6 protein-coding genes and 2 pseudogenes are annotated in these 13,228 nt (G+C 72.2%); 5 read left to right on the top strand and 3 right to left on the bottom strand.

Annotated features, from left to right (window positions below; translation table 11 throughout):
* The 5 genes and pseudogenes from EYW49_RS16360 to EYW49_RS16375 form a co-directional block, all read left to right on the top strand.
* A pseudogene (locus EYW49_RS16360) lies at nucleotides 1–227 on the top strand (transposase); the annotation flags it as partial.
* A pseudogene (locus EYW49_RS16365) lies at nucleotides 223–486 on the top strand (transposase); the annotation flags it as partial. The pseudogenes EYW49_RS16360 and EYW49_RS16365, both read left to right, overlap by 5 nt.
* A gap of 1,377 nt (nucleotides 487–1,863) precedes the next feature.
* Nucleotides 1,864–3,249 carry an ImuA family protein gene (locus EYW49_RS23475; protein ID WP_228259645.1) on the top strand — a complete coding sequence of 462 codons (1,386 nt, stop codon included), beginning with the start codon at nucleotides 1,864–1,866 and terminating at the stop codon, nucleotides 3,247–3,249.
* Complete coding sequence (locus EYW49_RS16370) at nucleotides 3,134–4,831, top strand: Y-family DNA polymerase (RefSeq protein WP_228259651.1); 1,698 nt, start codon at nucleotides 3,134–3,136, stop codon at nucleotides 4,829–4,831. The genes EYW49_RS23475 and EYW49_RS16370 overlap by 116 nt, the downstream gene beginning before the upstream one ends.
* Nucleotides 4,832–4,841: 10 nt before the next feature.
* Nucleotides 4,842–8,195 carry an error-prone DNA polymerase gene (locus EYW49_RS16375; RefSeq protein ID WP_131310704.1) on the top strand — a complete coding sequence of 1,118 codons (3,354 nt, stop codon included), beginning with the start codon at nucleotides 4,842–4,844 and terminating at the stop codon, nucleotides 8,193–8,195.
* Nucleotides 8,196–8,227: 32 nt separating this feature from the next.
* Here the strand turns inward: EYW49_RS16375 and EYW49_RS16380 are convergent, their stop codons facing one another.
* From EYW49_RS16380 to EYW49_RS16390, 3 genes are all read right to left on the bottom strand, one after another.
* Complete coding sequence (locus tag EYW49_RS16380; RefSeq protein ID WP_165498293.1) at nucleotides 8,228–10,753, bottom strand: ATP-binding protein; 2,526 nt, start codon at nucleotides 10,751–10,753, stop codon at nucleotides 8,228–8,230.
* Between the two features lie 172 nt (nucleotides 10,754–10,925).
* Nucleotides 10,926–12,179: an AGE family epimerase/isomerase gene (locus tag EYW49_RS16385; protein ID WP_131310706.1), complete on the bottom strand. Its 1,254-nt coding sequence runs from the start codon at nucleotides 12,177–12,179 to the stop codon at nucleotides 10,926–10,928.
* A 133-nt stretch (nucleotides 12,180–12,312) separates the two neighbouring features.
* Nucleotides 12,313–13,143 carry a sugar phosphate isomerase/epimerase family protein gene (locus EYW49_RS16390; protein WP_131310707.1) on the bottom strand — a complete coding sequence of 277 codons (831 nt, stop codon included), beginning with the start codon at nucleotides 13,141–13,143 and terminating at the stop codon, nucleotides 12,313–12,315.
* Nucleotides 13,144–13,228 lie beyond the last annotated feature (85 nt).

The following is a 13,228-nucleotide window of genomic DNA, read 5'->3' on the forward strand; positions in this document are numbered from 1 at the left end:
ATATCCGAGAGGAGATGGAGGCTCGTGGCGTCACACCGATGATCCCGATGCGGCGAAGCCGCAAGATCCAGATCCCCGTCGATGACCACGTCTATGCCCTGCGAAACAGGATCGAGCGCTGCTTCAACAAGCTGAAGAACTTCCGCCGCCTCGCCACCCGCTACGACAAGACCGCCGACAGCTACCTCGGCTTCGTCCTCATCGCTGCTGTCCGCCTATGGACGCGCGTATTCGTCAAATATCCGAGAGGAGATGGAGGCTCGTGGCGTCACACCGATGATCCCGATGCGGCGAAGCCGCAAGATCCAGATCCCCGTCGATGACCACGTCTATGCCCTGCGAAACAGGATCGAGCGCTGCTTCAACAAGCTGAAGAACTTCCGCCGCCTCGCCACCCGCTACGACAAGACCGCCGACAGCTACCTCGGCTTCGTCCTCATCGCTGCTGTCCGCCTATGGACGCGCGTATTCGTCAACAGGACCTAGTACTGCAGGTAACATGCGGGTGGTGGAGGCGACAGGAGCGAGCGGCGCGAACCCAAAATTGTTAGACTCGATGTATACTGTCGAAAGCATTATAAGTAAAGACAACTGTATTCCTTGCATGATTCTCGTTGTGAAGCGTCATGGCGTTTCGGGGAGTCGCGTCTCAGTCATTCGAATTTAATAATAATTGTGAAATTTTTATTTGTATATTCTTGAAAAATCTTAGGAATGTGGTGTGAAATATTTCCTGACTTAAGGGAGAGTCCTGTTTGTCAACGAGACATGGGTTTCGGACTCTGCCCTCGCTCACTCGCATCAGGGATGTGGTGCCTCGCTCCTCTGCCTTTCACTGTCGTCAATGGGGAGGGGACGAGGGGGCACGGCTTTGCGAGAAGCGCGGGCGATCTTTCGGATCGGTCGCCGTCCCCCCGGGGGAAATCGCGTGTCGAAGCGCTCGCCGGGAGCGACGGGGACATTCGCTGTGACGTCGGGCAGGCGCGCCGGAGCTGCGCGATGGCCCGCGCGAGGGGGGAAGGGGCGACGACGCTGACGTCCGAGCCGGCTTCGGCGAAGACGATCTCCCGAGTGTCCTCACCCCGCGAGGGGGAGAGACAGAGCGGGGACGGAAGGGCCGGAGCCTTGCCACCTCTCGGTGTCTCTCCCCGTGGAAGCGCCGCCCCCCCTCCCTGTCCCTCCCCCTCGAGGGGGGAGGGGACGATGGGGCACGGCCTTGCGAGACCCGCGGGCGATCTTTCGGATCGGTCGCCGTCCCTCCGCGGCCGCCGGCCCCTCGCGGTCGCCTTGTCCTCTCGAGGGCAATCGCGTGTCGAGGGCGCTCACCGGGAGCGACGGGGACATTCGCAGTGACGTCGGGCAGGCGCGCCGGAGCTGCGCGATGGCCCGCGCGAGGGGGGAAGGGGCGACGACGGTGACGTCCGAGCCGGCTTCGGCGAAGACGATCTCCCGAGCGTCCCCGCCCCGCGAGAGGGAGAGACAGAGCGGGGACGGAAGGGCCGGAGCCTTGCCACCTCTCGGTGTCTCTCCCCGTTGAAGCGCCGCCCCCCTCCCTGTCCCTCCCCCTTCAGGGGGGAGGGGACGATGGGGCACGGGCTTGCGAGAAGCGCGGGCGATCTTCCGGATCGGTCGCCGTCCCTCCGCGGTCGCCGGTCTCTCGCGGTCGCCTCGCCCGCTCGAGGGAAATCGCGTGTCGGAGCGCTCGCCGTTCCCGTCGTTCGCCGCCGGCCCGGTCGCGCGCGCCTGCCGTCTCTGCTCCATTCCCCCTCGTCCCCCACTCCTTTCCCGCTCCGCCGGCGCGTCCATTGACTCCCATTGCCGTTCGATGGAGAACAAATGAGGAACAAGGCGGCGGACAGGGCCATGGAACGATCGGAGGATCAGGCGAGCCGGCTCGCCACGCTGCGGCAGGCGATCGGGGTGCTGGAGGGGCGCGGCGGCGGCACGGCGATACCGGAGGGCGTCGCCCGGCGGGACGGCGGCGGCGCCTTCGCGGCGGCCGGTCATGGCGCGGCCCTCGGGCCGGCGGGCGCGGACGGGCCGGGAGGCGGCGGCACGACGATGCCCGAGGGTGTTGCCCGGCGCGACGGCGGCACGGCCGTCTCCGGCGGCAGTGCCTCGGCGATACCAGAGGGGGGTGGTGCGGCCTTCTGGCCGGCGAGGGGCGGCGGCGCATCCGTCCCCGCCGGCCTCCGTGCATCGGCGGGCGTCGGCGCATCTGCTCCCGACGGCCTGCGCGAGGCACTGGTGAGGGGCGGCATGTCCGCCTCCGGCGGCGGGAGCCCGGCAGAACTGGCGCGGACGAGCGGCGCGGCCCTCGGGCCGACGGGAGGCGGCGGCGCATCCGTCCCGGCCGGCCTCCGTGCATCGGCGAGCGCACTCGTTCCCGTCGGCCTCCGCGCCGCGCCGGCGGGCAGCGGCCACGCCTCCGCCCCCACCCCCTCCGTCCCCTCCGGCGCGGCCTCGCCCGATGCCCTCGATCTCGGCGTCGCGGACGTCGATCGGCGGCTCGGGGCGGGCGGGCTGGCCTTCGGGGCGCTCCACGAACTCGCCTGCGACGAGAGCCGCGACGTCGGCGTGGTCGCCGGCTTCGCCGCGGCGCTGGTCGCGCGTCTGCTCGATCGGCGCGTCGGGCGGGTGCTGTGGATCACCACCGCCGAGGCGCGGCGCGAGGGCGGATTGCCCCATGCCCCGGGCTTCGCCGCCTTCGGGCTCGATCCCGGCCGCCTGGTCGAGGTCGCCGCGGAGCGGCCGGAGGAGGCGCTGTGGGCCTTCGAGGAGGGGCTCGCCTGCCGCGGCACGGCGGCGGTGGTCGCCGAGATCCCCGCCCGCTCGGCCGCCCTCGACTTCACCGCGACCCGCCGTCTGGCGCTGCGGGCGAGCCGCGACGGCGGCGCCGGTCCGCGCGGCTTCGGCCTCCTGCTGTGCGTCGGCGGGGCGGCGCGCACCACCGCGGCGGCGACCCGCTGGCGGGTCGGGGCGGTGCCGTCGCGCAGCCTCGCCGGTTTCGCCTCCGGCCTCGGCCGGCCGGCCTTCCGCCTCGACCTCGAAAAGAACCGCGACGGCCGGCTCGGCCGGTTCGACATCGAATGGAACGCTCATGAGCGCATTTTTGCGACCCTCCCGGCGCTTCGTGGCGCTGCAGCTGCCCCGCCTTCCGACCGACCGGCTGCATCGGCGGGCGGCGGGCGCGTCCTGGCTTTCGACCGCGGCACGGCGCACGACCGGGGCGGATACGACGGCGTCTGACGCCGCCGCGCCCCTCGCGGTCTTCGCCCGGGTCGGCGCCGCCTACCGGCTGGAGGCGGTCGACGCGGCGGCGGCGGCGCGCGGGCTCGCGGTCGGCCAGCCGCTCGCCGAGGCGCGGGCCCGCGTGCCCGACCTCCGGGTGGTCGAGCGCGATCGCACCGGCGAAGCCGAGACCCTCGAGGCGATCGCCGACTGGTGCGACCGTTTCACGCCGCTGGTCGGCCTCGACCGCGACTTTCCCGACGCCGGGCTGGTGCTCGACGTCACCGGCGTCGCCCATCTGTTCGGCGGCGAGGCGGGGCTGGCCGCGCGCATGGTCGAGGGCCTCGCCGCCCAGGGCTTCGGCGCGACGGTGGCGGTCGCCGGCAGCGTCGGCGCGGCCCGGGCGGTGGCGCGCCACGGCCTCGCCGGAGCGCCGTGGCGGGTGGTCGCGGCCGGCGAGGATGGCGCGGCGCTCGCGCCCTTGCCGGTGGCGGCGATCGATCCCGCCGGATCGCGCGTCGCCGACCTCGCCCGCCTCGGCCTCGGCTCGATCGACGCCCTCCTCGCCCTGCCGCGCGCCGCGCTCGCTCGCCGCTTCGGCCGCGATCTCCTCGACCGCCTCGACGAGGCCATGGGGGCGCTGGACCGGCCGATCTCGCCGCGCCGGCCGGTGGCGATGCTCGCCGCCGAACGGCGCTTCGTCGAGCCGATCGTCGCCCGCGACGACGTCGCCGCGGTGCTGCATTCGCTGGCCTGCGGGCTGGCCGAGAGCCTGGAGCGGCGCGGCGAGGGCCTGCGCATCGCCGAACTGGCGCTGTGGCGGGTCGACGGCACGGTGCGGCGCCTGCGCATCGGCACCGGCCGGCCGATCCGCGACCCCGATCTGCTGCTCTCGCTGTTCGCCGAACGCCTGAAGGGCGAGGCCGAGGAGATCGACACCGGCTTCGGCATCGATCTGATCCGCCTGTCGGTGCCGTTGGCGGTGCGCGACGATCCCGCCCAGATCGACCTCGCCGGCGACACCGAATCCAAGGTCGCCTTCGACCTGTTGCTCGATCGCCTCGGCGCGCGGCTCGGGTCGCGCCGCATCACCGCCAGCCGGCCCGCCGACGCCCACCGCCCCGAGGCGGCGAGCGTCCCGGTGATCGCCGCCTCGCCGGAGGGGCGCGCTGCCGCCCGCGCCTGGAGCCTGGTCGGGCGCCCCGCCGCCGACGAGCCGCCGATCCGGCCGATCCGCCTGCTCGCCCGGCCCGAGCGGATCGACACCGTCGCCGAACTGCCCGACGGGCCGCCGCTGCGCTTCCGCTGGCGCCGCGCCCTCTATCGGGTCGAGCGCGCCGAAGGACCCGAGCGGATCGCCGCCGAATGGTGGCGTCTGCCGCTCGGGCTCGGGCCGGAGGGCGGGGCGCCGGTCGACGACGAGGTTCCCGACGACGGGCTCGGCGGGGCGCCGGTGGCGCGGCTCTCCACCGCGGCGGCGACCCGGGACTATTTCCGCGTCGAGGACCCCGACGGGCGGCGCTTCTGGATCTTCCGCTCGGGGCTGTTTTCCCGCGAGACCAACCGCCCGCTGTGGTTCCTGCACGGCATCTTCGCCTGAGGAGGCGCTCATGACCGCCTATGCCGAACTGGCGATCGCCAGCAACTTCACCTTCCTGACCGGCGCCTCCCATCCCGAGGAATGGGTGGCGACGGCGGCGCGTCTCGGCCTCGCCGCGGTGGCGATCACCGATCGCAACACCGTCGCCGGCATCGTCCGCGGCCATGTCGCGGCGAAGGAGGCGGGCCTGCGCTTCGTCGTCGGCTGCCGCCTGGCCTTCGCCGACGGCACCCCCGACATCCTCGCCTGGCCTTCGGACCGTGCCGCCTACGGCCGGCTGTGCCGCCTGCTGACGCTCGGCAACCGCCGCGCCGAGAAGGGCGACTGCCGGCTGGAGCTCGCCGATCTGCTGGCCTGGGGGGAGGGCATGGTGCTGGCGCCTCTGCCCGGACGCGGGGCGCTCGGCACCGGCGCCGCCGATCTCGCCGTGACGCTCGACCGCCTGCGCGAGAGCTTCGGCCGCGAATGGGTGCGGCTCGCCGCCCAGCCGCTGTTCGGGCCCTCCGACCGCCGCCGCCTCACCCGCCTCGCCGGGCTCGCCGAGAGCGCCGGCGTCGGCCTGCTGGCGGTCGGCGACCTGCTCCACCACGTCCCGGCCCGTCGGCCGCTCGCCGACGTCCTCGCGGCGATCCGCGAGGGCGTGACCCTCGACGACGCCGGCCGGCGTCTGGCGGTCCATGCCGAGCGCCACCTGCGCGACGGGGAGGCGATGGCCCGGCTGTTCCGCGATCAGCCCCGCGCCGTCGCCGAATCGGTGGCGCTGCTCGAACGCCTGACCTTCTCGCTCGAGGAACTGCGCTACGAATATCCGGAGGAGGATCTCGACGGCGCGGCGAACCCGCAGGAGGCGCTGGTCCGCCTGACCCGCGACGGCGCCGCCCGGCGCTGGCCCGACGGCGTGCCGGCCTCGGTCGAGGCGGCGCTCGCCCATGAATTCGCGATCGTCGGCGAGCTCGGCTACGCCCCCTATTTTCTGACCGTCCACGACATCGTCCGCTTCGCCCGCGCCCGCGGCATCCTCGCCCAGGGGCGCGGCTCGGCGGCCAATTCGGCGATCTGCTTCTGCCTCGGCATCACCGAGGTCGATCCGGTGCGCGGCGGTCTCCTGTTCGAGCGCTTCATCTCGCCGGAGCGCAAGGAGCCGCCCGACATCGACGTCGACTTCGAACACGAGCGGCGCGAGGAGGTGATCCAGTACATCTACGCCAAATACGGCCGCGACCGCGCCGGCCTCGCCGCGAGCCTCACCACCTACCGCTCGCGCTCGGCGCTGCGTGAGGTCGGCAAGGTGTTCGGCCTCGGCGAGGACGCCATCGCCGGGCTCACCGGCACGGTGTGGGGCTCGTCGTCGAAGGGGCCGAAGGACGAGCAGGCGGCGCGCGCCGGGCTCAGCCTCGACGATCCGACCCTCGCCCGGGTCTTTGCCCTGTCGCGCGAGATCGTCGGCTTCCCGCGCCATCTCTCCCAGCACGTCGGCGGCTTCGTGATCACCCGCGGCCGCCTCGACGAGGTGGTGCCGATCCAGAACGCCGCGATGGTCGATCGCACGGTGATCGAATGGGACAAGGACGATCTCGACGCCCTCGGCATCCTCAAGATCGACATTCTGGCGCTCGGCATGCTCTCGGCGCTGCGCAAGGGCTTCGATCTGATCGAGAGCCATTACGGCCGGCGGATCGGCCTCGCCGACATTCCGGCCGAGGATCCGGCGGTTTATCGGATGGTCCAGCGCGCCGACACCGTGGGCGTGTTCCAGATCGAGAGCCGGGCGCAGATGACCATGCTGCCGCGCCTGAAACCGGCGACCTTCTACGATCTGGTGATCGAGGTGGCGATCGTCCGGCCCGGCCCGATCCAGGGCGACATGGTCCATCCCTATCTGCGCCGCCGCCAGGGGCTGGAGCAGGTCACCTACCACAAGCCCGAACTCGAGGCGGTGCTGGGCAAGACGCTGGGCGTGCCGCTGTTCCAGGAACAGGCGATGCGCATCGCCATCGTCGCCGGCGGCTTCTCCCCGGCCGAGGCCGACAAGCTGCGGCGGGCGATGGCGACCTTCCGAAGGGTCGGCACGATCCATTCGTTCCAGACCAAGATGGTCGAGGGCATGGTCGCCAAGGGCTATCCGCGCGACTTCGCCGAGCGCTGTTTCCGCCAGATCGAGGGCTTCGGCGAATACGGCTTCCCGGAGAGCCATGCCGCGAGCTTCGCGCTGCTGGTCTACGCCTCCGCCTGGATGAAGTGCCATCTGCCCGACGTCTTCGCCTGCGCCCTGGTCAATTCCCAGCCGATGGGCTTCTACGCCCCCGCCCAGGTGCTGCGCGACGCCCGCGAGCACGGCGTCGAGATCCGCCCGGTCGACGTCAACGCCTCGCAATGGGACTGCACGCTGGAGCCCGGGCCGCGGGCCCGCGACCGGGTGATCGACCGTCACGCCGATCAGGTGCCGGCGATCCGGGCGCGTCACGCCCTGCGGCTCGGCTTCCGGCAGGTCAAGGGACTGGCGGAGGCCGCGGTCGAGCGGCTGATCGCGGCGCGCGGACGCGGCTACGATTCGGTCGCCGATGTCGCGGCGCGCAGCGGCCTCGAACGCGGCGTGCTCGAACGGCTGGCCGAGGCCGACGCCTTCGCCGGGCTCGGGCTCGATCGCCGCGCCGCGCTGTGGGCGGTCGAGGCGCTGGAGACGCGGGGCGCCGCTGGCTCCCTGCCGCTGCTCGACCGCGCCGAACTCGGCGATCTGTTCGCCGCCGAGCCGGCGGTGACGCTGCCGCCGATGCTGCCGGGCGAGGAGGTGATCGAGGACTACCGCACCCTGTCGCTGTCGCTGAAGGGCCATCCGGTGGCCTTCCTGCGCACCGCACTCGCCGCGGTGCGCACCACCCCGGCGGTGGCGCTGGCCGGCTTGCGCTCGGGCGCCCATGTCCGCGTCGCCGGTCTGGTGCTGGTGCGCCAGCGGCCCGGCACGGCGAGCGGGGTGATCTTCCTCACCCTCGAGGACGAGGGCGGGGTCGCCAACGTCATCGTCTGGCCCAAGGTCTTCGAGAAGTTCCGTCCGGTGGTGCTCGGCGGCCGGCTGATCGCCGTCGACGGCCGGCTGCAGAACGAGCAGGGGGTGATCCACATCGTCGCCGACAAGCTGGTCGACCGCACCGCCTGGCTGTCGCGCCTGTCGGAGGCGGGCGGCGAGATCCGCGCCGAAGCCCGCGCCGACGAGGTCGCGCATCCGGTGATCGAGCTCGCCCCGAAGATCGCCGCGACCGCGCCGCTCACCCGTCTGGTGCGCGACACGCCCGAACTCGCCGCCGACGTCGAGGCGCTGGCGCGCCAAGCCGGCCGCTCGATGCCCAAGGGCCGCAACTTCCACTGACCCGCGCGCCGGCGCGGGACCGGCGCATCCGCTCAGGCGGCGCGGATCGCCGCGCCGTCTGCCGTGCCGGGGGCGGCGCGCCGGGCGATCGCCGCAGCGATCGCCGCGGTCAGGCGCTCGCCCGACACCGGCTTGGTGGCGAAGCCGTCGACCCCGGCGGCGAAGGCGCGCTCGCGGTCCTCGTCGAGGGTGTTGGCGGTCAGGGCGACGATCGGCACGTCGGCGAAGGTCTGGCCGCCGTCGCGGATCGCCCGGGTGGCGGCGAGCCCGTCCATCCGCGGCATCATCACGTCCATCAGCACCACGTCGAAGCGGGCGCTCGCCAGCGCGTCGATCGCCGCCTGACCGTCGACCACCGCGGTCACCCGGTGGCCGAGCTTCTGCAGGACGCGGGTGGCGACCAGGGTGTTGGTCGGATTGTCCTCGGCGAGCAGGATGTCGAGCGGCCCGAGATCGACCGGGGGCGTCGGCGGACCGACCGGGCTCGGCGGGGCGACCGCGGCGACGATCTGCGCCGGCAGGATCACCGTGAAGATCGAGCCGCGGCCCTGGAGGCTCGCGACTTCGACCCGCCCGCCCATCTTCTCGAGCAACTTGCGCGAGATCGCCAGCCCCAGGCCGGTGCCGCCGAAGCGCCGCGAGATCGAGCCGTCGAGCTGCGAGAATTCCTGGAAGAGATTGCACAGATCGCTCTCGGCCATGCCGATGCCGGTGTCGGCGACGCTGATCCGCAGTTCGAAGGTCTCCGCCGCGCCGGCCACCGGCGCGCCTTCGACGGTCACCGAGACGCCGCCCGACTCGGTGAACTTCACCGCATTGCCGATCAGGTTGAGCAAGATCTGGCGCAGCCGTCCGGGATCGCCGACCACCCGAGGCGGCACGTTCGGCGCCATCTCGGCGGACAGTCCGATGCCCTTTTCGCGGGCCCGCGGCGCGACGATCTCCACCGAGGCGCGGACGATCTCGGCGACCTCGAAGGGGATCGCCTCGAAGGCCATGCGATCGGCTTCGAGTTTGGAGACGTCGAGGATGTCGTCGATGATCTGCAACAGGTGCTCGGCCGAGTGGCGCATGGTGTCGAGATGGGCCGACCGCTCGGCCGGATCGTCGCAGTCCTCGATCAACCGCGACATGCCGATGACGCCGTTGAGCGGCGTGCGGATCTCGTGGCTCATCGTCGCCAGGAAGGCGGTGCGGGCGCGCGAGGCGGATTCGGCGCGGTCGCGGGCCTCCGCGAGGATGGCCTCGTGGCGCTTGCGCGCCGTCACGTCGGTCAGGGTGTGCAGCGTCGCGCCGTCCGGCAGACGCGTCGCCAGATGCTCGATCACCGTGCCGTCGTCGAGGACGAACTCGGCCGCCGCGCCGCGTCCCTGGAGGCCGCAGATCTGGGCCCGCGCCGCCTCCGGCAGACGCACCCCGCCGCCCGCCGGCAGGCGCAGGAACTCGCGCGCCCGGCGGTTGACCACCCGCAGGCGCTCGTCCGGATCGATCATCACGATGCCCTGGCTCATGTGGGCGAGGGTCGCCTCGAGTTCCTGGGTCTTGTCGGCGACGTCGGCCTCGCTGGCCCGCTGGGCGATGCGCGCCCGGATCAAGCGGACCTCGTGCTCGATCCCCGAGCCGATCACCAGGAGCAGCAGCAGGGTGGCGATCGCCGCGGCGCCGAGGAAGTTGCGGCGGATGGCGAGATAGTCGGCGAGGAACTCCTGTTCGGCGAGGCCCACCGTCACCACCAGGGGCAGATCCTTCATCCGTCGGAAGCTCACCAGGCGCCGGCCGGCGCTGACCGTGCCGTCGCCGAGATAGGACCCGGAGGTCTCCCGGCTGAAGGCCTCGAACAGCGGCTTGCCGACGATCGAGCGGCCGATCAGGTCGGTGCCGATGCCGCCGCGGGCGCGGATGACGCCGTCGGTGCCGAACAGGGTGATCGCCCCCTCGTGTCCGAGGTCGATCTGTTCGAAGAAATCGGAGAGACGATAGGGGTCGAGCGAGGCGACGATCACCCCGCCGAAGGACCCGTCGGGATTGGACAGGCGGCGCGTCAGCTGCACCGTCCAGCGCCCCGAGACACGGCCCAGCACCGGCGCCGAGATGTAGAGCTCGTCGCGGTCGGGGCCGAGATGGGCCCGGAAATGCGGGCGGTCGGAGAGATCGACCCGCTCCGGCGCGCGGGTGAGGTTGGTCGCCACCAGCCGTCCGTCGGGACCGATCAGCGCCACCTGGACCGTGAGGTCGCGCAGCAGATAGGCGTTGTTGGTCCAGGCGGAGAGGTCGAATCCGACGCGGTCCGCCTCCCAGGCGTGGCGCAGGAACAGCAGCGTCTTGTCGATCTCCTTGACCGACTGGGCGACGTGTTCCTCGAACACCCGGGCGATGTTGGCGCTGTTGGCCATCGCCGCTTCCAGCGACTTCTCGCGGTCGAGCCGCAGATAGAAATGGGTCCCCGCCCACACGCAGGCGATCAGCATCAGGCCGAGCAGCGTCGACAATCCGAACGCGGCGCGGAGGTGGACGCGGAGCGAATCCGCGAGGCGGGAGGAGGGGGGGAGAAGACTCAAAGAACGCCTCGACAGCACGCGGGAGCGGACGGGGTCGGCCGGACCAGACCCCATAGTCTCGCGATGCGGTTGAAGCGACCTCAATGCCCGGAGCAATCGCCGGGCGTGGTCAACGCATCCTTGCGCCGATCCGCGGTCTTCGAACGATCCGAACGGCGTCTGGTCCCGCCGCTCAGCCTTTCGCGGTCGCGAGCAGGCCGCGGGTCAGGCTGCCGGTCTTGGGCAGGAGCGGGATCATGCAGGCCTGGAAGGCGTGGTAGATGTCCGGCTTGCCGAAGAACGGATCGCTGTTGGGCGCCAGCGTCGCGTCGAGCTGCGGATGCCAGCCGCCGTGCTCGCGGTCGATCAGCCGGGTGGCGGTGAAGCTCCACACCCGCCGATACCACGCCTCGATCTCCGGATCGTCGCCGAGCGAGCCGAGGAAGGCTGCCGCGCCGATCGCCTCGCAGCACGGCCACCAGTAGCGGTCGCGGATGCGCGGAGTGCCGTCCCATTCGAGCGAGTACCAGAAGCCGCCGGCCGGATCCCAGGCGTCGGTCACCGCCTGATCGAACAGCGCCCGCGCCGCCTCCGGCATCCAGGCATGGCGGCGTCCGCCGGTCTGCCACAGCTGCACCAGCAGCCGCGCCCATTCCAGCCAATGGCCCGGGGTGGTGCCGGCGGGGCGGAACATCGGGCTGCCGGCATAGGCGCGATCGACCTGCCAATCGGCGGTGAAGTGTTCGGGCACCCGCCAGCCGGCGGCACGGGCATGGCGGTCGATGATCAGCTCGGCGATCCGCTCGGCGCGGGCGAGGAACAGGCTGTCGCCGGTCGCCTCGTGGGCGGCCATCAGCGCCTCGGTCAGGTGCATGTTGGAGTTCTGGCCGCGATAGGTGTCGAAGCTCTGCCAGTCGGGGGTGAACTCCTCGGCCGAGGCGCCCGGGCCGTCCTCCCAGAAACGCTCGTCGAGGATCGTCGCGACGTCGGCGAGCAGCCGATCGGCGTCGGGGTGGCCCGCCACCTTGGCGCTCGATGCGGCCAGCAGCACGAAGGCATGGCCATAGGCCTGCTTGAGCGGATCGCTCGGGCCGTTGGCGCCGATCCCCCAGAAGTAGCCGCCGTTGACCGGATCGCGATGGCCGTTCCACAGGAAGTCCATGCCGTGGTCGACGATCGCGTCGGCGCCCGGCCGCCCCATCAGATGGGCGGCGGCGAAACAATGGACCATCCGCGTGGTCGAATGGAGCTGGCGCGGCGGCCGCCCGCCGTCAGCGGTGCGCACCGGCCGCCCCGCCGTGTCGAGCACGTGGAAGCCGCCGTCCGGATCGATCGCGTGGCGCTCGAAGAAGGCCAGCAGCGCCTCCGCTTGGGCGGTGAGCCAAGCGCGATGGCCGGGCTGTTCGGTCCACCGCGGCAGACGCGGGTCGATGGCGAGAGACGGCATCGCAAGTCCTTTCCGGGCGAAGGATCGGGCGTCGCGGCGCTCGCCCGTCGATCGGACGGATCCGGCGCGCGAGCGCCCGCGGCCTGCGTTTCAGGTACTCCTGCGTTCGCCGCTCGGCAAGCGCCCGCCCGTCTCACTCGGCGAGGCCGAGGCCCACCAGATGGTCGGCGCCACGGCGCAGGCCCACCTGATCCTTGACCTCGATCAGCAGCCGCGGCCGGTCGCAGTACTTCGCGACGGCGCGGAACACCGCGGGCCACGCCACCGTGCCCTCGCCGGGCAGCCAATGGCGATCGGCATAGCCGTCGGCGTCCTGGATGTGGACGTGGTCGAGTGCCGCCCCTGCGGCCTGGACGTAGCGGTCGACCGGCGGCGCGCCGGTCGAGCCGTGGGCGTAGTGGGCGTGGCCGGTGTCGAGCGACACCCGCACCACGGCTGCGTCGAAGCTCGCCGCCAGTTCGACCCGGGCGTGGGGATCCTTGTCCTCGATGTTCTCGATCACCAGGGTCGTGCCGATGTCGCGGGCGCGCGCCACCGCCGCGTCGAGGGTCAGGTGGGCGCGCTCGATCAGGCGCGCGCGGGCGTCGCGGTGTTCGTCGAGGTTCGCATGATCCCAGGTCGTGTAGGGCGAATGGATCACCATCTGGGTGGCGCCGATCGCTTCGCAGACGTCGAGGCCCTGGGCCATCCGCCGCGCCACCACCGCCCGGATCTCCGGATCGTCGGCGGCGAGCGGCAGGCTCCAGAACGGCCCGTGGATCCCGAGCCGCCCGCGGTAGCCGGCGAGCGCGGTCCGGGCGGCGTCGGCGCGCGAGCGCCAGTCACCGGACAGCACCTCGGCGAAGCAGAAGTCCTGGAGTTCGAGATCGCGCTGCCGCTCGAAGATCCAGTCGCGATGGAGGGCGAGGGTGTCGAGCGTCAGGGCGGCGCCGAGCAGGGGCAGGGGACGGGTCGAGTCGGTCATGGGGGAGCCTCGGGGCGGAAGGGGAGGCCCCTTGTCGCCCGTGGCGCATGTCGCGCCGATGACGCCGGCGCGCCCCCGGATCGCC

It is taken from the genome of Siculibacillus lacustris (genome assembly GCF_004328075.1).
GTDB lineage: Bacteria > Pseudomonadota > Alphaproteobacteria > Rhizobiales > Ancalomicrobiaceae > Siculibacillus > Siculibacillus lacustris.